We start from the raw sequence: 26,503 nt of genomic DNA on the forward strand, positions 1-26,503 counted from the left end.
TATGAACTTATCTACTAGAATTTCCTTTGACGAAGGATTGGAGTTATTCAGGGCAAGTCCTTTAGAGAAACTACAAGAAGTTGCGAATATTTTGCGCGAGCAACGTTATCCTGATAATAAAGTCACTTATGTCCTAGACGCCAATCCTAACTACACCAATATTTGTAAAATTGATTGTACCTTTTGTGCCTTTTATAGAAAGCCTCGCTCCTCCGATGCATTCCTTCTTTCTTTTGACGAATTCCGTTCTTTAATGCAAGGATATATATCTATGGGAGTTAAAACTGTACTCCTTCAAGGAGGCGTCCATCCAAGATTAGGGGTGGATTATCTTGAAGAATTAGTACACATCGCCGTTACAGAATTCCCTTCTTTGCATCCTCATTTTTTTTCTGCGGTCGAAATTTCACATGCAGCCATAGTTTCAGGGATTAGTACAGAAGAAGCTTTAAGAAAACTTTGGGAAGCCGGACAGAGAACTATTCCTGGAGGTGGAGCAGAGATTCTCTCTGAGCGCGTACGTAAAGTCTTATCACCAAAAAAAATGGGTCCTGATGGATGGATGAACTTTCATAAGCTCGCTCATCGTTTAGGTTTTAGAACAACAGCTACTATGATGTTTGGTCATATAGAAACCGCTCATGACATTCTTCTACATTTGGATGCTCTAAGAAATGCCCAAGATGAAATTCCAGGATTCTATAGCTTTATTCCTTGGAGTTATAAGTCTGGAAATACAGCTCTAGGACGTAAAGTCCCTAATCAAGCGCCTCCTGAAATGTATTATCGTATTTTAGCTCTCTCTCGAATCTTTTTAGATAACTTTGAACACATAGCAGCTTCTTGGTTTGGAGAAGGGAAAGAACAAGGTGCTCGTGGTCTACATTATGGAGCTGATGATTTCGGGGGAACAATTATTGATGAAAGCGTGCATAAATGTACGGGATGGACTTTACAAAGTTCAGAAGAGGAAGCCCGTGCAATGATTATTGCTGAAGGTTTCATTCCTGTAGAAAGGAATACATTCTATGAACATATAGAGAGTACATATCAACCATGAAGGAAATAATCTTCTGCGATTTTCTCTGCTATAGCTTCTGCTGTCAATCCTAGAGAAGACAGATCTCGAAACAAAGGATAGCGTTTGAACCAAGTTCTTTGTTTTTTTGTATATCGCCAAGTATTTGCAATAAATTTTTGTTTCACACTCTCATAGGATTCCGCCGGCGATCCCTGATCAATAAATTCGATCCATTCTCTATAGCCTATAGCTTTCGATGCTGAAGAATTCTCTCTTATTCCCTGATCGAGCAACCTACGCACTTCATCAATTAAATTATCTTCTAGCATCTTCTGACAACGTAATTGAATATTATGCTGCAAAAGATCTTTCGGAGATGATAGAAACCAACCTCGACAATTATATTCCCTAGATTCTTGAGCTTCCATACTCCAGTTATGCTCTGAAACCTTCTTTCCTGTGAAATGGATAATTTCTAAGGCACGAATGATTTTATTCTTATCATTTTTTGTAATGCTCTGTGCGTATTCAGGATCTTTCTGACAAAGATTTTCGTATAAAAATGACAAACCATGTTCATAAATATAAAAAGCAAGCTGATCTCGAAATTCACGATCTGCAGGCGGTCCTTCGGGAGGACCGGAAAGAAAAGTGTGAAAATAAAACCCGGACCCTCCAACAAGGATAGGAACTTTATTTCTAGAAAGAATATTTTGACATGCCTGCATAGCCTGATAATAAAAATCTACAGCATTAAAAGGTTCTTGGACATGGCAGATATCTATCAAATAATGAGGAATACGCTGTCTAGCTTCTATAGACACTTTTGCTGTACCAATATCCATGCCACGATAAACTTGCATGGAATCTACAGAGATAATTTCACCATCAATCATAGGCGCTAGCCATAAAGAAACATCCGTTTTACCCGATCCTGTGGGTCCTGAAAGTAAAATCACAGTACGTTTAAACAGTTTTGTAAATGATTTTTGTGGATCTAAGCAGACATCACATCCTGTGGATGTTATAGCATTAGATTGAAATTCAGGAGCACGCATATGCAATAGGATTAAAATTTAGTGAAACATTCTTGTTCTGATTGGCAAACAGGCAACAATTGATCAACACCTGCTATACGAATAACGTCCGCAACTACATCTTGAACACAACAAATACAAAGGAGACCTTGGCGAGCCTGTAACAATTTAGACAGTGAAAATAGCAGACGAATCCCTGCACTACTCATATAAGTAACTTGTTGAAAGTTTAGCACCATTTTATGGTTGCCTTCATTTACTTTCTTATCTAGAAATACTTCTGCCTTTGGTACAGAAACAGCATCTAAAGCTCCCTCCAAAGAAACAACAAAAATGTCACCATACTGTTTAGTTAACCAATCCATAAAAGCAACTCCAAATAGTATCTCGCAAATATTAGCAATATTATTTACGATAAAAATAAAAAACAATGCGCGCCCATGGTAAGAAGCTTTATAAAAATGCTTTTTTCTCCTGGACCGAGATACTCTATCTCTTATGCATTACTGTGCATTTTCATTAGCACCCTGATTTTTATCCCTATCATTCATTGGCTTTTGTTTCCCGAGACTTTTTCATTCCCCACAACAAAAGCCCTCCCAATTAAAAATATTTTTCTAGTTTCATCATCCCCTTCTAGAATTCCTGAAATTATTTTTTCAGAAACACTACAACTATCAGCAGATAATCCAACGTTTCTACATCAATTTACAACTAAGCAAGCAGAGGCTACTTTAAAAGATTTAGGTATATTCTCTTCCATAGCTATAGAAAAGATCCCGGATAATAAAGGAATCATCATCTTTTATTCTCTGCATTCTCCGCTTGGTTACCTAGGGAATCAAACCAACACTCTGATTAATCGTTCAGGAGAACAATTCCCCTGTCAACCTTTTTTCAAATCTCAAAAACTTCCCCAAATCTTCTTTTCTAAAAAAGATGTGCTCGATTCTATTTTACCTTTATGGAAAATAGACATCGCGTCTCTTCTCATTGAAGATCTCAAAGAAGATCCTCCTGTAATTATCGATTTATCCCTGACCGAAATCTACCCGATGGAGATAACTGTCACTTTATCTTCAGGGAATCTCCTAAGATTCCAATACCATGCATTACGTAAAGGATTGAAAAACTATCATCTCACTCAAAATAGCGCTGTGTTTGACTCCCAACAACCCTATATCTATGATTTAAGATTTCCCAACCATTTATTATTAAGTAAGATATGACACCTATAATCATCTTTACTCAGCTATCTTCTCAAGAAGAAGCCGAGAATATTTCTAATACTTTAGTAATTCAGAAGCTGGCTGCCTGCGTTCATATTTTCCAAAAAGGAAAATCTATTTATATGTGGAAAGGCAAACTCTGCGTTTCCGAAGAATATCAAATCCAAATCAAAACAACGTCTGCTCGATTTTCAGCAATTTCTGCAATTATTCAATCCCTATGTTCTTATGATGTTCCTGAAATCATTTTTGTTAAAATCGACGATGGAAATGAGAAATATTTACAATGGTTATCTCTAGAAACTGCCTCACAAACGCCTCAGGAATGAATAAATCTTGACGTTTTTTCTAAAATGGATATAATCCTTTTCGGAACTTTGAAGGATACATAAGTGTCTTATTCTTTTTTTCCACATCTCAATTTAATTTGGATTTTATGGAAGAGTTTGTAGCATATATCGTAAAGAATTTAGTTGCTGATCCTGAAGCTGTGGAAATTCGTTCTATTCAGGATGAGTCAGGTGAATCTATAAAGCTAGAGATACGTGTGGCTCCCGATGATATAGGGAAGATCATAGGTAGACGAGGAAATACCATACACGCACTAAGAACTATCCTTAGACGTGTGTGCGCAAGATTAAAAAAGAAGATACAAATCGACTTGATTCAACCCGAAGGCAGCAGAGAATCTGTTGGCGAAGACGAGGATGCTTCTAGTGGTTTTTGTCTTGATTCAAACAACTCTAATGACTCAGGGATGGCCCAGCAATGTTGTGGCCGAGGCAACTGCTGTTCAGCTGATGAGGAAGATACAGAAGCATCTTCAACGCATCACAAATGCAGCCATAATCACCATTCTGAATAATATTCACTACTTTTCTACATTTCATAAATAGAGTTTGGCAATAGCTAAAAACCCCTTCAAGGAGTTTTTAGCTCTTCGCGGTTAATAAGCTTTGCTTATTAAAAGTACTGCTGACTTTTTTCTTCTGATCAAACTTATGTAATCCCGATACAATTAGTTGATGCACGACTTGTTCAAAAGTCCATCCCAAATGCACAAAATCATGTAGAAATGGGCTAGATTTTGTCATTCCTGGAATAGGATTCATTTCAGAAAGCCAAAAGTTTCCTTCTCCATCTAAAAAGAAATCGATTCTACAAGATCCTTTACCCTGAATAGCACGATATACACGTTCTGTAAGTTCTTTCACCCGTATTTTAGATTCCTCAGGAAGATCTGGATCATACTGTATTTTAGCACTAGATTTACCATTTAATCCGTATTTCTCTTCATAATCAATAAATCCTTTTGATCCGCGACGCTCGTGTGGTTCAGAAATATAATAACAGGTGCAAGCATCCCCAAGACAAGATACTTCGATTTCTCGAGATCCTAAACGGTTCTCTTCAATAAATACGTCAGTATCATATAGAAATGCTTCAGATATTTTTGATTTTAGTTCTATTTCATTATGAACTTCAAACACACCGACACTTGATCCTAAATGAGCTGTTTTCACAAACATAGGAAAAGTAAAAGTCTCTAAAATTCTGTGTATACATAATTCCGGAGTCCGTTTCCAAGCATGTAAAGTTAACGGTTGATAAGGAACCACAGGGATCCCTATAGAAGCTGCAAGACGTTTTGTCATAATCTTATCCATACAGATAGCTGAAAAGAGCAATGATGGCCCTCCATAAGGCTTATCGATAATTTCTAAGAATCCTTGAAGCGTACCATCTTCCCCACAAGGACCATGTAAAATTGGAAGAATAAAATCTAAACCAACTAAGATCTCAGCAATTTCTGGAGATAGCACATGATGACCTGGCCTATCGCAACAACTTACTTCATTAAGATTCGATACTTTCGACCACAATCCTTGCCGATTAATAACGAAATACTGCACATCATAATACTGAGAGGAAAGATACTGAATAACATTTCTCGCGGATAATAAAGAGATATCATGTTCGCAAGATTGCCCCCCACAAACCACGCCTACAGATAATTTCCTAGGTTCAAAATCCTTTAATGCATTTCCTACAGCATAAATATTCCCTGCTCCTAAAGATATACAGACATCATGAACGCGAATTTCTCGTTTTAAATACTCTATAACATTATCATAGGGAACATAGGCACAGCAAACATGAGAAGATAAAGAAATCGTCTCCGCGAGTCTCTCAGGAGAAGGTAAATCTAATGGTGTTTCTCCCGCACTGTAGATGTCTGTGAGGATTACCTCATCAGCATCTTGAAAAGCACTGAAAAACTCATCTAAACAATATTGTAATCTAGAAAATCTATGAGGCTGACATATAGCAACTATACGACGCAATCCTACAGCATCTCGTAGCGCTCTTAAGGTACAAGAAATCTCAGAAGGATGATGCGCATAGTCCTCGAAAAACAAGAATCGCTCAGAAATATTCTTTCTTTCCATACGTCTTTGTACTCCAGAAAAACTTTTAAGAGCTTCTCTAATACTTACCTCTTCAATACCAAAAGTTAATGCTATGCCCACAGCCACTGCAGCATTTGCAATGTTATGCTTACCAATCAAGTTAAGGTCTATATCTAAGTAATCTTTTCCCAAAAAAGATAGAGAAAAAATAGAACACCATCCTTCTTGACGATGCGAACAAATATGCAGATCGCAATCTTGAGAAAATCCATATGAGGTTCCAAAAATCCTTCCCTTAAGTTCTGGGCAATCGCCATTATAAAAACATAAGTTCGGGTTATCAACCTTACGGCAGAACTCTTCAATCGTTAATGCAAGTTTTTCCTTACTTCCTTCAAAATTACTTAGATGTTCATTATCTAAGTTCGTAACCACGGCAACCTTAGGAAGGTAGTGTTTTAAAGAACCATCGCTTTCATCAGCTTCCGCAATAAAATATTCTGACTTTCCCGAATACCCATTTAAATATAGAGAATTCAACCCTCCAATAGCATAAGAAGGATCTTTTTCTGCTGCTTGAAAAATCGCTGTAATTAATGAGGATACGGTAGTTTTCCCATGACTTCCCGAAACTAAAATGCTGGTTTGCTCCTGCATTAAAAAAGCAAGAAGCTCAGCACGATGCCATGTAGGCAACTGTTTTCGTAAAGCTTCCTTATATTCTACATTATCCTTAGCAATCCCCGATCCATAGATAACAATACAATCTTCAGGAACATGACTTTCTCTATGTCCGGAAAAATATGTTGCACCTTTAGCAATAAGTTTATCTACAGTGGCGCCTTGATTCAAATCACTACCTGATACAGAATACCCACGGTCTAATAAAACATGAGCTAATGCACTCATTCCTATTCCACCAATACCTATAAAATGATAGCGGATTTTCCTATCCATAGATTACCTATAAACATTCACAAATAAATTGATAAAAAGACTTCGAAGATTTGTTGTAATAATAAGCTCGCAGCGCCTCTCGCCTATTTTTAATAGTTTCAGAATCTAGAGCAAGCAAAATATTTTTAGTCAAAAGCTCTTGGGAAAGCTGTTTTTCTAAGATCATCGATCCCCCTCCTATAGTATAGACAAGGAACTTTGCATTTTCTTCCTGATGTCCGTAAGCTCCTGGATAAGGGATGAGTATTGAAGGACTTTGTGCCCATAACAACTCATCTAAAATTGTAGCTCCTGCACGACTAATTACAAGATCTGATGAAAGTAAAACATTGAGCATATCTTGCTCGAAATGTTTTACACAGAAAGATACATCACCACGACTATAAACATGTTGTATAGAAACAACATCACCTCTAGGTCCTGCAATGTGGTGAACATACATATTCGGATAATGCTTGGCAACATCTACAAGAGCAGATGGAACATAATCATTTAATGTTTTTGCTCCTTGAGAGCCTCCTACAACACACACTGTTGGAGAATGCGATGTAAGACGTTCTACAATAGGGCTAAAAGACGAAAAAGCTCTTTTTGGTAAAGAGATCTCTTGTGAAGGACACCGAAACTTCTTAGTTACTGGAGAGAAAGATACCCCTACACCTTTAGCAAAACGTGAGAAGAGTTTATTCACTTTACCAGGAACAAGATTTTGCTCATGTAAAAATATAGGAATTTTCTTGTTTAGTGCCGCCATCAATACGGGAAGAGAATGATAACTACCAAATCCAATAACAACATCGGGATCAAAAATCATGAGCTCTTTTTTAGCTTTCTTGTACCCCTTATATAAAGAATAGGTTCTACCAATAGCTTTCACAGGATTAGTGATTATCGGCAAGCCTGAAGGAATTTCTTTATAGTGTACATCTTGTTCATAAAGATTCGGATGATTATCAAGTCCCTTTCCCAAAAGAAGAACGTCTACACCCTCTTTACAAAATGCTTCTCTTGTTGCGAGAGCTGGAACTATATGTCCTCCCGATCCTCCGACGGCTAAAGCTATTTTGTTGATTTTCTTCATCACACACCTTTAATAGCAATGTAACACCACACATATTAGCAATCAAAGAGGATCCCCCTTGACTGAAAAAAGGAAGATTTACTCCCTTACTCGGTAATAATCCTGATACAACGCCTAAATTCATAAAAGCTTGCATTCCGATAATTACTGTAATAGCTATTGCTAAAGAAGATGCTTCTAAAGAAGATGCTCGAATAGCAACCACATAACCGCTATAAACAAAATACATATATAGCAGAATCAAAAGCAGCATACCAATGAAACCAAATTCTTCAGCATATATAGCAGCAATATAATCATTTTGTGCTTCGGGCAGGTAAGTAAGTTTTTGTAAACTTGCTCCCGGTCCCTTACCTAATAATCCTCCCGATCCCGCAGCAATTTTTGCCTGATACGGTTGATGGCCTCGCCCCTTAATATCCAACTCTGGATGGAGATAGACATTTAACCGATGCCTCACGTAAGGCATCCTATAAGCAAGAGCACCTCCGACAACAAGGATACATAACAAAGGAAGCAACCAATAACGCAGCCGCACAGCTGTCATAATAAATACGGGAATCAGAGAAAAAGCAATTACAGCCGCAGAACCATTGTCAGGTTCTATGGCAATCAATAGAATAGGAATAAATAACGTCGCAGTTAGCTTGAGGAATAATTTAAAATTTTCTCGATATTGAGGATGGAAAACTAGATATTCTATAGCCACACAAGGGACAAGGTACTTCACAAATTCAGAAGGCTGTAAAGTAAGTTGTCCTATACCCAACCAACGTTTCGCACCATTTCTACATACTCCTATCCCAGGAATTAAAACAGCAATAAGAGCTATTCCTGCAATAAACAATAATGTAGGACTCATTTTTAGAAAATCTTTCCATCCTGTCATATAAACTAAAGAAGAAAGACTCAATCCTAATAATAGATAAGTAATCTGACGAATTAGAGCTTTATGCGTACTGCAAGTCAGAGAACGATCGAGAATTTCAGCTGAAGAAGTATCAAAAACCATAACTAGACCTAGAGAAAAAATCCCTAACAAACATGAAACAATGAACCACTTCATATTAGGCCTAGAGGGAGATTACCGTATGCGCAACTGATCTCCAGGTCTAAGTCTGCGCGCCTTATGCTCATCAAGATCATTCATTCTTAGCAAGTCTTCAAGACGGATATGATTACGTAAAGCTATAGTCCAAGGACTATCGCCTTCTTGAACAGTATAGAAATCTTCAGCAGTGGAGATTTTCACTTGAGATTTTTTAGTTTCTTCTTGCTTATCCGATATGGGGACCTTTAATACCTGACCTATCTTCAATTGTGTGGAAGATAGATCATTAATCTGCATAAGAACAGCTACGGTCGTATGATTTGCCTTAGCAATACGCTCTAGGAAATCTCCTTTTTTCACAATAACCGTCGCATAGGCTTCTTTTTTAGGAGCTTCTTTAACAACTTGGACTTTTGGTTCGTGAGATATAGGATTTGTAATTGGAACAGAAGGAGGTGTTTGAGGAACATTATTTGCTGGAGGAGCTTTGACAACTACAGGTTTATTTTCTGCAAATTGTGCTGCTAATTCCTCTTTAGAAACACGTTGAGGAACAGTCTCTACGATAGGCTTTTCAACTTTTTCTTGTGCTTTTTCCATAGAAGGAACAACTTCAACAAGCTTTGCTGGTAAGGGAGGAAGCAATACATCTGTATTTTTCTTATCAGCATATTTTGCTGTAGTGAATAATACTAGCACCAAAACTGCATTCACTAAAGTTGCAATTATAATCGTATCTCTACGGTTCATATTTTTAATGCCTCCATGTCACCAACCAATTGCTTAAAGCAATCTCCTCGTTCCTCAAAGCTCCGAAACTGATCAAAACTGGCACACCCAGGAGACAATAATACTACATCACCAGGCTGTGCTATACTCTGGGCTATGCTTACCGCTTCTTGTAGATCTCGGGCTTGAGTTAAAGGAAGACTACTAGATAAAGCTTGGGTAATTTGGTTTCGACATTCCCCCATAGCCACAATATGTTTTACTGTTTGAGTAAGGACTGGAATCAAAGAAGTAAAATTACTTCCCTTGTTCCTTCCGCCCAAAATAACAATGACATTTTCTTTCACAGCCATCAGAGCTTTTTCTACAGAGCTCATAGTTGTAGCCTTACTATCATTGATATAACGCACGCCATCTTTTTCTCCCAGATATTCTATTCTATGGGGAGGTTTTTCAAAGGTTTGAATTGCCTTTAAAAATGCTTCCAAAGGAATGGACAATATCTCATTAGCTAAAGTATAAGCAGCGCAATAATTATTCCTATCATGCAAGTATAGTGGTTTTAATGCACTCCCTTTATCTAAAATTAAAGCTATTTCTCTAGTATAATCCAAATAGGATTTTCCAGAGGAAACACCCTCCCCAACCCATAAAGAATTAGATGCTTGCAAACATTTAGCGATGTTGTTTTTTGCTTCGCTATAGGCTTGCAAGGTCTTATGATAATCTAAATGATTATCGGAAACATTTAAAATAGCAGCTCCTGATAGTACAGGGGTCTCTATTTCTTGCTCAGCCAACTGAAAAGAACTAATTTCAACAACACGAATACCTTTTTGACGCATTGCTTGAAGAATAGGCACACCTATATTCCCCATAGCAAAAGCATTAGTTCCTAAAGAACGTAGTAAATGGACTAAAAACAACACAGTTGTTGTTTTTCCTGCAGATCCTGTAATTCCAATCGAAGGATATTGACAAAATTCCGAATCTTGAAAAGCAATCTGAATATCAGTGACGATGGGAATTTTTCTACGTTTTGCTTCTGTTACTAAACGATGGGAAGGTTTGATCCCCGGGGAACGCACAAACAAATCTATATCTTCAGGAAATTCCTCAATGTTATCTAGATAACGTTTGCGAAAGAAACTACAAGAATTTAGAGCATTTAAAGATCCATCCATTCCAATAACATAATCCCCTCGATCATGCAGAAATTCTGCTACGGATCTTCCTGTAATTCCCGCTCCTAAAACTATAACACGTTGGTTATTCACAAACTATCTCCATAAGGCTGCGATAATCCCTACAATCATACAAATGAACCCAGCGACATAAAAACGCAGGACAACTTTCGTCTCTGGAATACCTTTATACTCGTAATGATGATGTAATGGAGAACATAGAAAAATACGCTTTCTCCTTAATCGATAGCTACTGACTTGTAAAATTACTGATCCAGCTTCTGCAACAAAAACACCTCCCAACAAAATTAAAAGCAATTCCGCACGAAGCATAACAGCACAACTACCTAATATTCCTCCTATAAGTAAGGAACCTGTATCACCCATAAACACCTGAGCAGGAGAACGATTGTATCTTAAGAAAGCAAAGCTTACCCCTACCAATGCAGCTAACAATATAGATACATCTTTTGCTAAAGGAATTGTCGGATCTGCAACAGCAACTACTAGCAAACCAAAAGCACTCATACATGTAGTTCCTGCTGCCAAACCATCGAGACCATCCGTAAGATTCACAGCGTTGCTAGTACCTACGATTGCTAGCATTGCTAAAGCAAAATAAAAAAGTTTACTTAGAATACAATGTCCAAAAGAAATAGCCCCAAAAAAGGGAACCTTTAATGTATAAAATAGGGCATTACCTTTATATAGAGAAAATATAGCTAGGATTGTGAGCGCAGAGATTAATAGCTGTAAAACAAATTTCTGTTTTGTTGTTATTCCATGTCCTTTTTTTCTTTTCTTTTTTACTATATCGTCATACCAACCTAAAGTTCCCCAACTGGCTATCAGAAATACAAATAGCCATGTTGAAAGTTTCTCTAAGGGGAGCCAAAAGAATATGGTGGTCAATAAGACGATACAAAAAAGTATCCCTCCAGCTGTAGGTGTGTGCTTTTTATCCTGATGAAGAATCTCTAGCTTCTCACAGTGTTCTTTATGCACTTGATCGTAATGATTCTGTTTCTTTAACCAGCATATCACAGGTTTTCCTAAGAAAATCCCCAGAAAAAATGCCAGGCCAAAAGCTGTTGTTAATAAGAGAATCAACGATTCATTAAAATAAGGAAATACAGAACTCATAAGTAAAGTATTAAAAATTAAAAACAGCTTAATAAAGACTCTAAAGCTAAAGATCGCGATCCTTTCAACAAGACAATATCTCCTTGCTGAACAACTTTCTTTAAAATCTCTTCTACACTCTGAGCAGATGGATGGAAAGAAACTTCACAAGGACCATGTTTTAATAAATGCTGAATCGGCAACCATTTCTCTCCAATGAAGAAAATAATACTCGCTTTTGATAAAGCTTTTTTAGCAACAACGGCATGACCTTCCTCAGAATAATTTCCTAATTCTGCCATATGACCTAAGATGAGTATAACTTTTCTACCTTCTGAAGGATTAGGAATCGCATCTAAAGCAGCAATCATTGCTTCGGGACAGGCATTATAGGCGTCATTGATTACTTGAACACCATTGCGTATGCTTTGTTCAAAACGCATGGGAGGGAGTTGCAAATCACAACAAGATTGGACAATCCTATCGACAGGAACATCAAGAAGCCAAGCCAAAGATAGAGCTATTAATAAATTACTATAGGCTGGCTGGTATGGGAAAGAAATTGCAAAATCTATATCGCCTTCAGGAGTACTTATAATCACGCTATCCTTCCGAATAGCCTTATAATAAAAATCAGCAGTTTCATCATGAAAAGCAAAGGAAAACTTCTCAGAAGATGGAGACTGTTTTATAAAGTGAGAATACCAAGGAGAATCTTTAGGAAGAAGTTGTACACGACTATTTCGTAAGATACGCCCCTTTTCCTCAGCTATGCCTTGAACTCCTTTATCAGGGAAATTCATAGCATGTTGATCCGCTACATTCGTAATTACAGAAACCTCAGGTTCTACTATAGAAAGTAAATCCTTCATATTTCCTGGTTCAGAAACTCCCATTTCCAAAATTATAAAATCCTCATTACCATCTGCCATTAATAAGCTTAAAGGAACAGTAAGTTGAGAGTTATAGCTTTTAGGACTGGCATATACCTTATATACTGAGGAAAGGAAAGTTTTGAAAAACACTTTTGTAGTTGTCTTCCCAATAGATCCGGTAATACCGACGATCGTTCCCTGAAATAAATGACTTTGACTTTCTCCCGCCTCTTTCAACGCTTCCGTTGTGTCATTAACAACAACTAATTCTAAACCAAATGAATCCCCGCAATAATCTTTAGAAACAACTGCTGCTACAGCTCCAGCTTGGGCTGCCTGTTTAAGGAAGCGATGCCCGTCTGTACATTGTCCAGAAAGAGCAAAGAATAAGTCCCCCGGATGCACCTGACGGCTATCAATAGCAACCCCAGAAATCTTTTTCCCAGACCTTGGGTGTTTCACATCGGATAGCATTAATGATACCCAATCTTCTAATAAGATAGATCGCATTCTTCAGCCTTTTGTCTCTTATTAAAATACATCTACTCAGAACTATACTGTTAGAATAAACATATCATTTATGAGTTCTAGGATTAAATCAGAGAGTACTTCGAATATTCTGTTCGTTAATATAAATAAATATACTACATGAATGCAAGCAACGATAATACTCTCGCAAGATTTCCTACTGACTATAAAATCGTATTTCGCTTAAACTAGGGTTTCCTTGTGTTCTTTGGTGGCATAGCCAAGCGGTAAGGCCGAGGCCTGCAAAGCCTCTATCCCCGGTTCGATTCCGGGTGCCACCTTTCTTTTTATCTAAGGTATTGTACTCTAAAAAATGACTTGGTAGTGTGAGCTCTGCTTAAGACTTCTTTAAGAGGCCGCCGATGTTAGATAAGGAAAATTCCCTTTATGATACAGATAAAAAACTTTTCCTTGGAATAGATAAAGTTTTTCATTCCGTTAAGGATCGCTACGGTCCCCTCGCTTCGTCTCTATCTTTTTTTGAACACGAAGGTTATCTAGCTTTATCTCGTATAAATCTAGCGGATCCCCATGAAAATATTGGTGTAGATTTTGCCAAAGTCATGGCGAAGAAAATTCACAAGAAATATCTTGATGGTGTGACTACTGGCATCATTTTACTCTATACTCTTCTTAAAGAAAGCTATCTTCTTCTAGATCAAGGTTTATCCCTTTATAAGCTCTGTTCCGCTTTAAAAAAAATGGGGAAAAAGCTCCTAGCATCTTTGGAAACACATTCCTGGCCCTTAAAAGATAATAATAAAGCTAAGGGAATTATTTTTTCTGCTTTCCCAGATCTTACAATTGCCACAGACTTGGCAGAAGCTTTTTCAGCTGTAGGTTCTGAAGGATTTATCTCGTTGTCACAACTCGAAGTATCGAATATACAAATCACTCAGGGATTAAAAATCCCCTGTGGTTACATATCTCCTTATTTTATTTCTCAATCTACAAAGCGTACAGTCGTACTTGCTCATCCCCGGATCTTCGTTACTGATAAGAAAATTACTTCAGTGCTTACCCTTCTCCCACTACTACAGGAATTACAAGAGAAAGGGGAACAGCTGCTTATTTTCTGCAATGGTATAGATCAAGACGCTCTTGCCACATTAACGGTGAACAAACTCGAGAACCTTCTACAAATTGTTGTTGTCGATTTAAATCATGCCTCTTTTGATCCAACTTTTTTCGAAGACATCACCTTATTCACAGGAACTACGGTTTTTTCTCAAAACTTTTCTCCAGCTATGCAACTCCCCGAATGTGCATCTTTAGGTTCTTGTGCATCTGTAGAAATCTCGCAAAAAGAAACGGTAATCATTCGTGGAAATAACGTATCTGAAGTTCTAGCATTGAAAATACATCAAATAGAGGAAGAGATCCGCACCTGCTCTTCTCCAGAAACAAAAAACTCATTAATGAAAAGAAAGCATCGCTTAGAAAGTTCTGTTGCTATTGTTCCTGTCCGAGAAGAAAATAAATTTTTCTATTCCTTAGCTCTCTCTACATTAACATCTGCCTTAGACAAAGGTTATGTTCCTGGAGGTGGTACGGGTTTATTCTATGCTTCTTTAAATCTATGTGAAGAAGATAAAGTATCCGAAGAAGAACGCGGAGCCATGAATGTTGTACAAGCATGTTGCCGGGCACCTTTGGAACAATTAATCAACAATTTGAAATTAGACAGTAAGGTTATTATCAATAAACTCATATCGTTATCAACTCCAAGTCTAGGTATGAATGTTCTTTCACAGCAAATTGAAGATCTCATTGCTTCGGGAATCTTAGACCCTTTAGCTAAAGTAGAGGATATTTTTTCCTTGGCATTAGAAACAGGATTAAACATACTTTCATCAAAAGTAATCATCAACGATACAAAGTAAACTATTCAGGAATCTCTCATATTCAGATGCAAGGCATTTTTTTCACTTGCTAAACATCTCTATTTTAATATTTTGAGAATGTACTACCTTGCTAAAGTTTCATAAGATCTATACACAAAGCAGTTAATAAGAAAATCCCAACACAGTACTATGTCTACTTTAGTGTTTTATCCCGGAAATATTTTACAATGAGAACACTGTTTCCCTCCTTTCTAAATATTAGAACAACACGTTATCTTTGTTCTTTTGGAGATAAAATCTCACAATTATTTTCCTCTCCCTTTGAGGGAAGAACTCGAATTATTGTTAAAGATTCATGATAAAAAACAGGGATCTTAAAAGTAGTTTAGCATAGAAAAAAGGCTTGTTTTTTTATTAGCTCATATGCTCCTAAAAATAAGATATCCTTTCGGGAACAGGTGATATGCATAACAAATCTTCAGAAGCTTATCGTATTATTCATATCTCTGATGTGCATTTTTGTGTCTTCCCCAAGAATCCATTAACCTGTCTTAATAAAAGATTTAAAGGGGCATTACGCCAAGTATTTGGTGGCGTTACATTCCAATCATCAACTATATCCGAACGTTTCCCTGACTTAGTTGTAAAATTGCAAGCTGATAGCATTTGTATTACAGGAGATTTTTCTCTTACAGCTTTGGACGCAGAGTTCCTACTTGCTCAAAAATTTGTGAATAACCTAGAAAAGCATGCTTCCGTCCACGTACTTCCTGGAAATCATGACGTTTATACTCAGAAGGCACTGAATCACCAAACATTTTATCAATACTTTCCTAATACACAATTACAAAATCAACAAATCTCTTTTAATAAACTTATAGACCACTGGTGGCTAGTCTTATTAGATTGTTCTTGTTTGAATGGTTGGTTCTCAGCGAATGGTATGATAAAGTCATCTCAAATTTCTGTTTTAGAAAATTTCATTCTTAGTCTTCCTCCAAAAGAAAACATTATCATCGCTAATCACTATCCTCTTTTACCTACAAAAGATCCTTCTCATGATTTAATGAATCACCTACTTTTACAACATGTCCTGAAAAAGTATGCTAATGTACGTTTATATCTTCATGGGCATAATCATCAGGCTGCAGTTTACAACTGTAAAGATCATGCACCAAATATGATTTTAAATAGTGGTTCTATCTCATTACCTTCTAATGCGCGTTTTCATATTATAGACCTGTACTCCCAAGGGTATCATGTCTATACTGCAGCAATAACCAATCTCTTAGACACAAAAAAACCTTTAGAGATCTCTATAGAAGCTAGTCTGGAGTCGTGGTAATTTAAAAAATAGGATGAAAAATAGAAGAAACTGTGTAGAAAACTACACACCTTCTTCATAAATTTTTTCTGCGATAACTCGAAATACTTCTGGAGTATCAGGAACTTCGCAATGAGAAATGTCACGAGTAGATTCCGGCATAGCTACGAGCTTTTCAACCCAAACTTTCCGTTTTCTTTGTTCTTCAAGAACCAAAGCCTTATCTCGTAATTTTTTAAGCAGCTTTGCTTCTGCAGATAGCTCTTTTGTTTTCTTTGTTTCCATACTATGGAATCTAAAAAAAATCATGTTTTTTACACAATAGAACTTCTTATAGCTAGCAACTACTTAGAGACTCGGGATTCGTAACTCCCTGTGCGTGTATCTATTTTAACAACTTCACCTTCTTCAATGAAAATAGGAACCATAATTTTTGCTCCTGTATTGGTCGTTGCTGGTTTCAATACTCTTCCTGAAGCTGTATCTCCGCGTACACCTGGCGCTGTTTCAGCAATAGTAAGTTCCATAAAAATTGGAGGTTCTACCCCAATAACATTACCGTTGTATAAGACTAATGTATAGATTGTATCTTCTAATAACCACTGCCGGATATTTTCTATTTTATCCCAGAAAATCATCTCTTGTTCAAATGTCTCATCATCCATGAAGGTAGCGCCTTCTTGATCCGAGTAGAGGAAACGCATCTGTTGCTCTCGTACATCTGCGGTTTCTACAGATTCCCCAGACTTAAACGTTCTTTCAATGACTCTTCCAGTCAAAAAATTCTTTACCTTAATCCTATTGAAGGCTTGGCCTTTTCCTGGTTTTACAAAGTCATTTTGCAAAATCAAATAGGGTTGACCATCTATTTCTATTCTTAATCCTACACGAAATTCACTAGTACTTACACGAACCATGGGGCCATTTATCCTTAAAATTCTCCTATTTATGTTATCTAGGACATTTTCCTTTGTCCAGAAGAATGTCTCCTATAGCCTAGGTCTATGCATCAAGAAAAAATTATTGATTTTAGTTTAAACGTGCAATTTTCCTATACACCATATAAAGCAAGTTAATATTTGATCTCGACAAATATCTAGTTGAACTAGGGAGCGAAAGCATGTCCAAGCAAAAAGACACAAATATCAATGAATCAAAAATAGCCCAGGATATGTTAGAGCGTTATTCCGGATCGACTATTGAAGAGTTTTGTCCTTATCTGCTCTTAACAAATTTTGCTTATTATACCCATGTATTTGCAGAAGCTTATCAAGTACCCATTTCAAAGGGGTCGATGTTTTCCGCAGCACACGCGCCTCAGGTGAATGCTTCTATTCTTGATTTTAAGTTGGGGTCTCCTGGAGCAGCTTTAACTGTCGACTTATGTTCGTTTCTTCCTAATGTAAAGGCTGCTGTAATGCTGGGTATGTGTGGTGGGCTACGTTCACACTATCAAATTGGGGATTATTTTGTGCCTATAGCTAGCATTCGAGGAGAAGGAACTTCGGATGTTTATTTCCCTCCCGAAGTCCCTGCTTTAGCAAACTTTATGGTTCAGAAAACTATTACAGAGATATTAGAAGAGAAAAAATCAAATTACCATATCGGAATTACCCACACTACAAATATCCGCTTTTGGGAATTCAATAAGGAATTTAGAAAGAAGCTTTATGAAAATAAAGCCCAAACCATAGAAATGGAATGTGCTACATTATTTTCCGTGGGTTATAGAAGAAATCTTCCTATGGGGGCTCTACTCATTATTTCAGATTTACCTCTAAGAAAAGAAGGAATAAAGACTAAGGAAAGTGGAAACCTTGTATTGAAGACCTACACACACGATCATATCGCCACAGGAATTGATGTCGTGACAAAATTAGACACAGTATTGCGAAATCGTTCTACAAACACACACAAAGGCTTACCCCATATGGAACTTGGGGAGGCTGACGATACGATGCCTAAAAATTCTGGAATCTCAGATAATGATTATTGAGAAAGTATCCTTTGCAAAATGCAATCTGCAGTAAATCCACAAGCTTCTGCTACATCAGCGGGAGCTCCGGAATAACCAAATCTATCCATGGCAATGGCTAAACCACTAGAACCTATATATTTATACCACCCCAATGCAGATCCTGCTTCTATAGATACTCTTAAACCTAAATCACCGCCGATTACACTCTCTCGATATTCAAAATCTTGCTGTTCGAATAGTTCCCAACAGGGGAAGGAAATTACACGAACTTTCTTATCTAAGTAGATTAACTCTTGAGCAACAGCTAAAGCTAAATGCAACTCCGATCCTGTAGCAAATAAAGTATAATCTGGCTTGCCTTGAGTCTCTTTTAAAACAATATAGGCTCCGCGTCCTACACCTTCTTTAAATGGTCTGTTTGTTTGCGCTAGAGTAGGTAAGTTTTGCCGGGAAAGAATCAATGCCGTAGGACCGAGATAGCGCAGTGCTGCATGCCAAGCTCCTTTCACTTCATTAGCATCTCCAGGACGGATAACTTGTAAACTTGGAATTGCCCTTAATGACATGATCTGTTCGATAGGTTGATGTGTTGGACCATCCTCACCAACAAAAATAGAATCATGGGTAAATTGGTAAATAACAGGCAACTTTGCCAATGCTGCCAAACGAATTGCATTCCTTAAGTAATCAGAGAATACTAAGAATGTTCCTCCAAAAGGTCGGAATACTTGAGAATAGGCTAAACCATTCATAATGGCTCCCATACCGAATTCTCGAACACCATATTTAATATTTCTTCCAGAAAAGTCGTGGCTATTAATATCTTTAGCATCTGCTATCCATGTTCCATCTGAACTTGACAAATCTGCAGATCCCCCAATAAGGGAAGGAATGTTCTTGGCTAAATTTTGAATGATCTTGTTAGACGCAGCGCGACCAGCTATAGCCTCTGGCATTTCTATATTTTCAAGTATTGTATCTAATTTTTCTGAGGAGATTGCAGCTTTTAGCGAAAGAAATTCTTGATGCAAATCAGGAAATTGACGGGACCAAACACGAAAATCGTCCTGCCATTCCTCTTGAACTTTACGATCTTCTTGTAATTTATGGGAAAAGAAAGACTTTACTACGGGAGAAATAAAGAATTTCTCTTCAGGAAGATGCCAAAAACGCTTTGTCTGTTCTACTCCATCTTCTCCTAAAGGCGCTCCGTGTGCCTTATGACTCCCTTCTTTAGGAGAACCATGACCTATAACTGTATGGGCTACTATTAATACAGGACGTTGCTGTGATTGTTTAATTTTTACAAATGTTTCATGAATAATGGAAAAGTCATATCCATCTATTTCATAAACTTCCCAACCGTAAGATTCAAAACGCTTCTTTACATCTTCAGAACTTACTTCCCCTAAGAAGCCATCTAAAACAATATTATTGTAGTCATATATAACTACAAGATTATCTAAACCTAGGGTTCCTGCTAAACTACAGACTTCATGGCTAACGCCTTCCATCATGCATCCATCACCAGATAAACAATATACTTTACTATTGAAAATTTCATGCTCAGGTCGATTAAAGCGGACTTGAAGCATTTTCATAGATAAAGCCATACCTACGGCATTTCCTAAACCCTGACCTAAAGGTCCAGTAGTGGCTTCAACACCCTCTGTTTCTCCAAATTCTGGATGGCCAGGAGTCCGTGAATGTAACTGACGAAATTGCTGCAGATCTTCTAGAGAAACATCGTATCCAGCAAGATAAAGACAAGCATATAATAATGCCGAGCCGTGTCCTGCTGACAAAACAAACCGGTCTCTATCAATCCATAAAGGATCTTTGGAATTATGTCTCAAAACATAACTATACAAGTATGCGGCAAGTTCCGCACAGCCTAAAGGCAATCCCGGATGACCAGAACCAGCTTTTTGAATGATCTCTATGCTTAACTGTTTAAGAGTTCCCGAGATCTTTTCTAAGACATCTATATCTAATTCTCTGTTGACCATTTGTCGGACCTAAAAGCACTTCACAAGAATACAAAGATCAAAATTATAAGGTATGCATTACCAAAAAGCAAGACTACTCAATTCATACACGCTTTCACAACTCTTATATGTCCATCTCACATTAATTTATCTCAACTGAACAAAACATTTGTCCATGTCTAAGAACAAAAAGATTCTTTCTTAGGACAGTATTAGAGACTAAAATCAATCTCTCCCATATAATTAGATAGAGCAAGAACATTTTTGACATTACAAAGTCATGCCTTATGTTAAGTAACACTCTTCGATCTAATTTTTTAAAATTTTACGCTAACCGCCACCACACCATCGTTCCTTCTTCTCCCGTTTTCCCTCATAACGACCCCTCAATTCTTTTTACAAACGCAGGAATGAACCAATTTAAGGATATTTTTTTAAACAAAGAAACTGTGAGCTATACGCGAGCCACCACTTCTCAAAAATGTATCCGTGCTGGAGGCAAGCATAATGACCTTGATAATGTTGGACATACATCACGTCATCTTACTTTCTTCGAAATGTTAGGGAATTTCTCTTTCGGTGATTATTTTAAAGAGCAAGCGATTGCTTTTGCCTGGGAAGTATCTCTATCTGTATTTAATTTCGATCCTGATTTTATTTATGCGACTGTTCATGAAAAAGATGATGAAGCTTTTGCTCTTTGGGAAAAGCATCTTCCCTCGGAACGTATTTTCAGATTAACTGACAAGGATAACTTCTGGAGTATGGCAGAAACCGGTCCTTGCGGATACTGTTCTGAGCTTCTTTTTGATCGTGGCGAAAAATTTGGCAAAGCCACATCTCCCCTGGAAGATACTGAAGGTGAACGCTTTTTAGAATATTGGAATCTTGTTTTCATGGAATTCAATCGTACGGCGGAGAGTTCTCTATTAGCTTTACCTAGTAAACATGTCGATACAGGCGCAGGGTTAGAACGCCTGGTTTCTATTATTTCTGGGACAGATACAGTTTTCGAAGCTGATGTTTTACGTCTTCTTATTTCAAAAACAGAAGAACTGTCAGGGAAAACTTATAACGCAGACAAGGCTTTAGGCGCTGCTTTTAGAGTCATTGCAGATCATACGCGCTCATTATCCTTTGCTATTGCTGATGGTTTACTTCCTGGAAACACAGAACGTGGTTACGTATTAAGAAAAATTTTACGAAGATCTATCAACTATGGGAAACGTTTAGGATTTACTAAACCTTTCTTAGCAGAAATTGTTCCCTCTTTAGTTGATGCTATGGGAGAGGCCTATCCTGAATTACGCCTATCTTTATCCCAAATTCAAGAAGTTATGACTATGGAAGAAGAGAATTACTTTAAATCTCTTCATCGTGGTGGGAACTTACTCCAACAGGTACTCAAATCGTCATCATCATCCTCAATCATTTCTGGAGAGGATGCCTTCAAATTAAAAGACACCTATGGGTTACCCCTTGATGAAATCGCTTTATTAGCTAAAGATTACGACTTCTCCGTAGATATGGAAACCTTTCATCAATTAGAAGAAGAGGCCAAAGAACGTTCTCGAAAAAATATTGCCAAATCTCATAGTTCTACAGACGCAATTTATGACGCATTATCCTTAGGAGAGAATTCAGAGTTTATTGGTTATAATGACCTATCCTGCGATACATTTATTGAGGCAATAGTTTGTGATGGGAAACGAGTGTCTTCACTTAAGGAGAAAGAGAAAGGCACCTTAATTTTAAAAGTCACTCCTTTCTATGCAGAAAAGGGGGGCCAAATTGGAGATGCTGGAGAGATATTCTGTTCTGATGGGACATTTATTGTTAGTCATACAACGTCTCCAAAAGCAGGAATGATAATTCATCACGGAGAAGTTTCCCAAGGACAACTTTCTCAAGATCAAGCAATAACCGCACAAGTAAATTGTATTCGCAGAAAGAAAATTGGCAATAATCATACGGGCTGTCATCTTCTACATAAAGCTTTAGAGATGACTCTTGGTGATCATGTTCGGCAAGCAGGATCTTATGTTGACGATTCAAAAATTCGTTTAGATTTCACTCACCCCAAAGCTATTGCTCCAGAAGATTTAGTTTCTATTGAACTTTTAGTTAATGAAAAGATCAGGGAAAATCATCGTATAGAAACTCGTGAAGCTATGTATTCTGATGTTATGAATTCCAAAGAAATCAAACAATTTTTTGGAGATAAGTATAGCGATGTTGTCCGCGTAGTCTCAGCAGGATTTTCTCATGAACTTTGTGGAGGAACTCATGCAGAATTTACAGGAGATCTCGGTTATTTTCGCATACTTAAGGAACATGCTGTAGCCACAGGAATACGCCGCATAGAAGCTGTAACGGGTAGAGAGGCTGAGACTCTAGCACATGAAGACAATGAGGATCTCAATGAAATTTCTCTTATCTTACAATCTCCTCGAGATCAAATTCTGAATAAATTACAAAACATTCTAGAAGAGAAAAAAGAACAAGCAAAAGAGATTTCCGAATTAGAAAACAAACTTATTAATTCTCTATTGGATAAGCTTGTTGACCGTTGTCAACAGGTTGAAGATGTTTCCTATTTGATTCATCACTTACCTGAATCAGAAAGTCATCGTCTACAACGGTATGCTAACTGCTTACATCAGAAAATACCCTCACGTTTAATTTCCTTATGGACAACTCAGAAAAATGGAAAACTTATCATTTTTTCTCGAATTTCTGATGATCTTGTTAAACAAGGGCTACAGGCTAAAGATCTTTTAAAAATATTACTCACACCTTGTGGTGGTCGTTGGGGAGGAAAGGATATATTTGCACAAGGTAGTGCAGATCATCTCCCACAAGCAGACGCATTAAATAATACTTTATGGCAATGGATTTCGACCCAGTTAATTTAAATCTACCTCTCTTATCTGAAATAACTAACGCCTCTATTCCATTGCTAATAGAAAATATCCGTCCCGGAGCTCGCGGATTCTTAACTGCCAAGTTTTTCCGTGAGAGGGAAGAATCTGTAGTAATGATCACTACACGTTCTCGTATTGATGATCTTTTTGAAGATCTTTCCTCATTCTTAGGCTTCCCTCCTGTTGAGTTTCCCTCATCAGAAATTGATTTATCTCCTAAGCTTGTTAATATTGATGCCGTTGGCAAACGCGATAAGACTCTTTATGAATTATATGAAAAGAAAGCTCCTTTATTCTGCGTAACAACCCTAAAAGCCTTATTAGAGAAAACACGCTCACCAAAAGATACCGCGCATCAACATTTAGATATCCAAGTTGGAGATATGCTAGATCCTGAAATGATGATGGATCTATGCAAAAACTTGGGCTATCGCCATGAAACCCTCGCTAGTGATAAAGGAGAGTTTGCGTATAGAGGAGGGATTATTGACATCTTCCCTCTGTCTTCTCAAGAACCTTTTCGGATAGAATTTTGGGGAGAAAAGATTATCTCTATACGTCCTTTTAATCCTTCTGATCAACTTTCAACAGGGAAAGTTTCTAAGCTATCAATATCTCCAGCTACAAAAGATTCAGGGAAAGAAGTGTTATCACACTCCCTATTGGATTATTTTAATACACCCCCAAGACTTATCTTTGATAACCTAACGATGTTAGAAGATGATTTTTCTGAAATTTCAGGAACATTATCCTCGTTACCCAACCGCTTTTTATCGATTACAGATCTATGTGAACGCGCTTTCCAATCTCCCACAATTTTCTTTGAAGAGAAAAGCTTCCCTAATGTCCATAATCTTAAAAATAATGAAGTAAATATCGAAGTCTTTCATCGTCATATAAAAGCCTCTCGACTCATCGCTCCATTTATTTATCCCAATGAAACTATCGACGAACAGGAAAATCCTCTTCTAGGTTTTCTAAAAAAACTTCAAGAATATATTCCTAATAAAGGCCAACCCTTTAATGCGGCCCTCTACAATACAAAAGCAAAATCTTTAAAAGAAGCTCGTGCTTTAGTAGAAACACTAGCAGAAAATTCTATACATATTTACGAAAGACCTGGGAATCTCTCTTCAAGCTTTGCTCTTGTTCAAGAAAGATTTGCAGCGATTTCCCTTTCGGAATTTTCATCTACAAAAGTATTGAGAAGACAAAAACAGAGAAATTATTTTTCTGTAACCACAGAAGAAGTTTTTGTTCCCGTTCCTGGAGAGACTGTTGTGCATCTTCACAATGGCATCGGTAAATTTATTGGGATGGAAAAAAAACCAAATCATTTAAACATTGAAACAGATTATCTGGTTCTTGAATATGCTGATAAGGCTAGGCTGTATGTACCTTCCGATCAAGCTTACCTAATTTCACGTTACGTAGGGGCCTCTGAAAAAGCTCCTGATCTTCACAACCTGAATGGTTCTAAATGGAAAAGATCTCGAGATCTCTCTGAGAAATCCCTCGTGCTTTATGCTGAAAAACTTCTTCAGCTCGAAGCACAACGTTCTACTATACCTTCGTTTATCTATCCTCCTCACGGAGAGGAGGTGATTAAATTTGCAGAAAACTTTCCTTATGAGGAAACTCCTGATCAATTAAAGGCTATCGAACAAATTTACTCTGACATGATGTCAGATAAGTTGATGGATCGATTAATTTGTGGTGATGCCGGATTTGGAAAAACGGAAGTCATCATGCGTGCTGCTGTGAAAGCTGTTTGTGACGGTCATCGACAAGTTATTGTTATGGTACCCACAACGATTCTAGCAAACCAACATTATGAGACTTTCTCACAACGTATGGCAGGATTACCTATAAACATTGCTGTTCTTTCACGATTTTCTGAAAGGAAATCAATGAAAAAGATATTTGAGGATGCTGCTAAAGGTGATATTGACATCCTAATCGGAACACACAAGCTAATAAACAAAAATCTCGAATTTAAAAATCCTGGGTTATTAATTATTGATGAAGAACAGCGTTTCGGTGTTAAAGTCAAAGACTTCCTAAAAGAACGTTATCCTACTGTAGATTGCTTGACAGTATCTGCAACACCAATCCCCAGGACATTGTATATGTCTTTATCGGGAGCTCGTGATCTTTCTTTAATTACCATGCCCCCATTAGATAGACTTCCTGTTTCCACTTTTATTTTAGAACATAATGAAGAAACATTATCAGCATCCTTACGTCATGAATTACTTCGTGGTGGTCAAGCTTATGTGATCCATAACCGTATTGAGAGTATTTTTAGATTAGGAAATACAATACGAACATTGGTTCCTGAAGCATGCATTGCTGTTGCTCACGGACAAATGTCATCAGATGAATTAGCTTCTATTTTCCAAAAGTTTAAAGACCAGGAAATCAATATTCTCGTGGCAACAGCATTGATAGAAAACGGTATTGATATTCCTAATGCCAACACCATTTTAGTAGATCAAGCAGATAAATTTGGTATGGCTGATCTTTATCAGATGAAGGGTAGAGTAGGAAGATGGAATAGAAAAGCCTATTGTTATTTCCTAGTTTCTCATTTAGATAGGTTGTCAGGTCCCGCTGCAAAACGTTTAGAAGCTCTGAATAAACAAGAATATGGTGGGGGTATGAAAATAGCCCTTCATGATTTAGAAATTCGTGGCGCAGGAAATATCTTAGGAACAGACCAATCAGGTCACATAAGTGCAATCGGATTCAATCTCTACTGTAAACTATTGAAAAAGACAGTCGCCGCATTAAAAAATAACACCTCTCCCCTGCTATTTAACGACGACGTAAAGATAGAGTTCCCTTACAAATCACGTATTCCTGATACCTATATTGATCTGGCGTCTATGCGTATAGAATTCTATCAGAAAATAGGTAGTGCTGAAGATACTGAACAGCTTGAACTAATAAAAGAAGAGATGAGGGATCGCTTTGGTCCTATTCCTGAAGAGGTTCTATGGTTATTTGCCCTTGCTCAAGTACGCCTGTTTGCTCTACAACACAACATCTCTAGCATTAAAGGTACGGGAAATGCTTTGTATATTCAACAATGTCATGGAAAAACAAAGCAAATAAAGAAAACATTACCCTATTCTTTATCTCCAACTCCAGAATTGCTAATATCTGAAGTTTTAGAATCTATAGAAAAAACTTTTCCTCTAAAAACCCCTCGTTAAGG

Annotated in this window: 21 protein-coding genes and 1 tRNA gene; 10 read left to right on the forward strand and 12 right to left on the reverse strand. The window is 37.4% G+C overall.

Going from position 1 to position 26,503, the window contains the following annotated elements; all coding sequences use genetic code 11:
- Position 1: 1 nt before the first annotated feature.
- Positions 2-1,060: a cyclic dehypoxanthinyl futalosine synthase gene (gene mqnC, locus C10C_RS04320; protein WP_117274598.1), complete on the forward strand. Its 1,059-nt coding sequence runs from the start codon at positions 2-4 to the stop codon at positions 1,058-1,060.
- On the opposite strand, the gene miaA is transcribed toward mqnC, so the two are convergent.
- Positions 1,051-2,079: a tRNA (adenosine(37)-N6)-dimethylallyltransferase MiaA gene (gene miaA / locus C10C_RS04325; protein WP_117274599.1), complete on the reverse strand. Its 1,029-nt coding sequence runs from the start codon at positions 2,077-2,079 to the stop codon at positions 1,051-1,053. The two genes, mqnC and miaA, sit on opposite strands and share 10 nt — an antisense overlap.
- An 11-nt stretch (positions 2,080-2,090) precedes the next feature.
- A complete protein-coding gene (locus C10C_RS04330) occupies positions 2,091-2,423 on the reverse strand; it encodes an STAS domain-containing protein (protein ID WP_117274785.1) in 333 nt (110 codons plus the stop codon).
- 75 nt (positions 2,424-2,498) lie between these two features.
- Here C10C_RS04330 and C10C_RS04335 point away from each other — a divergent pair, with 75 nt between their 5' ends.
- From C10C_RS04335 to C10C_RS04345, 3 genes are all read left to right on the forward strand, one after another.
- Entirely contained in the window at positions 2,499-3,287 is a 789-nt protein-coding gene (locus C10C_RS04335) for a hypothetical protein (protein ID WP_117274600.1), read from the forward strand.
- Complete coding sequence (gene cutA / locus C10C_RS04340) at positions 3,284-3,616, forward strand: divalent-cation tolerance protein CutA (RefSeq protein WP_117274601.1); 333 nt, start codon at positions 3,284-3,286, stop codon at positions 3,614-3,616. Before C10C_RS04335 ends, cutA begins: the two co-directional genes overlap by 4 nt.
- A gap of 107 nt (positions 3,617-3,723) precedes the next feature.
- Positions 3,724-4,152, forward strand: coding sequence for a KH domain-containing protein (locus C10C_RS04345; RefSeq protein ID WP_117274602.1), 429 nt, complete (start codon positions 3,724-3,726; stop codon positions 4,150-4,152).
- Positions 4,153-4,219: 67 nt separating this feature from the next.
- On the opposite strand, the gene C10C_RS04350 is transcribed toward C10C_RS04345, so the two are convergent.
- From C10C_RS04350 to C10C_RS04380, 7 genes are read right to left on the reverse strand one after another with little or no spacing between them, the layout of a single operon-like run.
- The gene (locus C10C_RS04350) at positions 4,220-6,655 is read right to left on the reverse strand and encodes a bifunctional UDP-N-acetylmuramate--L-alanine ligase/D-alanine--D-alanine ligase (protein ID WP_117274603.1); all 2,436 of its coding nucleotides are present in this window, start codon (positions 6,653-6,655) and stop codon (positions 4,220-4,222) included.
- Positions 6,656-6,662: 7 nt separating this feature from the next.
- Complete coding sequence (gene murG / locus C10C_RS04355; protein ID WP_117274604.1) at positions 6,663-7,739, reverse strand: undecaprenyldiphospho-muramoylpentapeptide beta-N-acetylglucosaminyltransferase; 1,077 nt, start codon at positions 7,737-7,739, stop codon at positions 6,663-6,665.
- Positions 7,648-8,802 carry a putative lipid II flippase FtsW gene (gene ftsW / locus C10C_RS04360; RefSeq protein WP_117274605.1) on the reverse strand — a complete coding sequence of 385 codons (1,155 nt, stop codon included), beginning with the start codon at positions 8,800-8,802 and terminating at the stop codon, positions 7,648-7,650. Before ftsW ends, murG begins: the two co-directional genes overlap by 92 nt.
- 18 nt (positions 8,803-8,820) lie before the next feature.
- Complete coding sequence (locus C10C_RS04365) at positions 8,821-9,537, reverse strand: lytic transglycosylase (protein WP_117274606.1); 717 nt, start codon at positions 9,535-9,537, stop codon at positions 8,821-8,823.
- Positions 9,534-10,793, reverse strand: coding sequence for a UDP-N-acetylmuramoyl-L-alanine--D-glutamate ligase (murD, locus tag C10C_RS04370; RefSeq protein ID WP_117274607.1), 1,260 nt, complete (start codon positions 10,791-10,793; stop codon positions 9,534-9,536). Before murD ends, C10C_RS04365 begins: the two co-directional genes overlap by 4 nt.
- Positions 10,794-10,796: 3 nt before the next feature.
- A complete protein-coding gene (gene mraY / locus C10C_RS04375; protein ID WP_117274608.1) occupies positions 10,797-11,843 on the reverse strand; it encodes a phospho-N-acetylmuramoyl-pentapeptide-transferase in 1,047 nt (348 codons plus the stop codon).
- A gap of 17 nt (positions 11,844-11,860) precedes the next feature.
- Positions 11,861-13,207, reverse strand: a complete 1,347-nt coding sequence (locus C10C_RS04380; protein ID WP_117274609.1) for a UDP-N-acetylmuramoyl-tripeptide--D-alanyl-D-alanine ligase — start codon at positions 13,205-13,207, stop codon at positions 11,861-11,863.
- Between the two features lie 228 nt (positions 13,208-13,435).
- Here C10C_RS04380 and C10C_RS04385 point away from each other — a divergent pair.
- The 3 genes from C10C_RS04385 to C10C_RS04395 all read left to right on the forward strand — a co-directional run bounded on the left by C10C_RS04385 (position 13,436) and on the right by C10C_RS04395 (position 16,414).
- Positions 13,436-13,506: transfer RNA gene (locus tag C10C_RS04385), tRNA-Cys, on the forward strand.
- 81 nt (positions 13,507-13,587) lie between these two features.
- Positions 13,588-15,108 carry a variant chaperonin GroEL3 gene (groEL3, locus tag C10C_RS04390; RefSeq protein ID WP_117274610.1) on the forward strand — a complete coding sequence of 507 codons (1,521 nt, stop codon included), beginning with the start codon at positions 13,588-13,590 and terminating at the stop codon, positions 15,106-15,108.
- A 424-nt stretch (positions 15,109-15,532) separates the two neighbouring features.
- A complete protein-coding gene (locus C10C_RS04395) occupies positions 15,533-16,414 on the forward strand; it encodes a metallophosphoesterase family protein (RefSeq protein WP_117274611.1) in 882 nt (293 codons plus the stop codon).
- 42 nt (positions 16,415-16,456) lie between these two features.
- On the opposite strand, the gene C10C_RS04400 is transcribed toward C10C_RS04395, so the two are convergent.
- Positions 16,457-16,678, reverse strand: coding sequence for a hypothetical protein (locus C10C_RS04400; protein WP_117274786.1), 222 nt, complete (start codon positions 16,676-16,678; stop codon positions 16,457-16,459).
- Between the two features lie 59 nt (positions 16,679-16,737).
- Positions 16,738-17,310: an elongation factor P gene (efp, locus tag C10C_RS04405; protein ID WP_117274612.1), complete on the reverse strand. Its 573-nt coding sequence runs from the start codon at positions 17,308-17,310 to the stop codon at positions 16,738-16,740.
- 203 nt (positions 17,311-17,513) lie between these two features.
- Between efp and C10C_RS04410 the strand changes: the two genes are divergently transcribed.
- Positions 17,514-18,389: an AMP nucleosidase gene (locus C10C_RS04410; RefSeq protein WP_117274613.1), complete on the forward strand. Its 876-nt coding sequence runs from the start codon at positions 17,514-17,516 to the stop codon at positions 18,387-18,389.
- Here the strand turns inward: C10C_RS04410 and tkt are convergent.
- Entirely contained in the window at positions 18,383-20,380 is a 1,998-nt protein-coding gene (gene tkt / locus C10C_RS04415) for a transketolase (RefSeq protein ID WP_117274614.1), read from the reverse strand. The two genes, C10C_RS04410 and tkt, sit on opposite strands and share 7 nt — an antisense overlap.
- 266 nt (positions 20,381-20,646) lie before the next feature.
- Here tkt and alaS point away from each other — a divergent pair, with 266 nt between their 5' ends.
- Complete coding sequence (gene alaS / locus C10C_RS04420) at positions 20,647-23,274, forward strand: alanine--tRNA ligase (protein ID WP_117274615.1); 2,628 nt, start codon at positions 20,647-20,649, stop codon at positions 23,272-23,274.
- Complete coding sequence (mfd, locus tag C10C_RS04425) at positions 23,244-26,501, forward strand: transcription-repair coupling factor (RefSeq protein ID WP_117274616.1); 3,258 nt, start codon at positions 23,244-23,246, stop codon at positions 26,499-26,501. Before alaS ends, mfd begins: the two co-directional genes overlap by 31 nt.
- The last annotated feature ends 2 nt before the right edge of the window (positions 26,502-26,503 follow it).

It is taken from the genome of Chlamydia poikilotherma (assembly GCF_900239975.1).
Lineage (GTDB): Bacteria > Chlamydiota > Chlamydiia > Chlamydiales > Chlamydiaceae > Chlamydia > Chlamydia poikilotherma.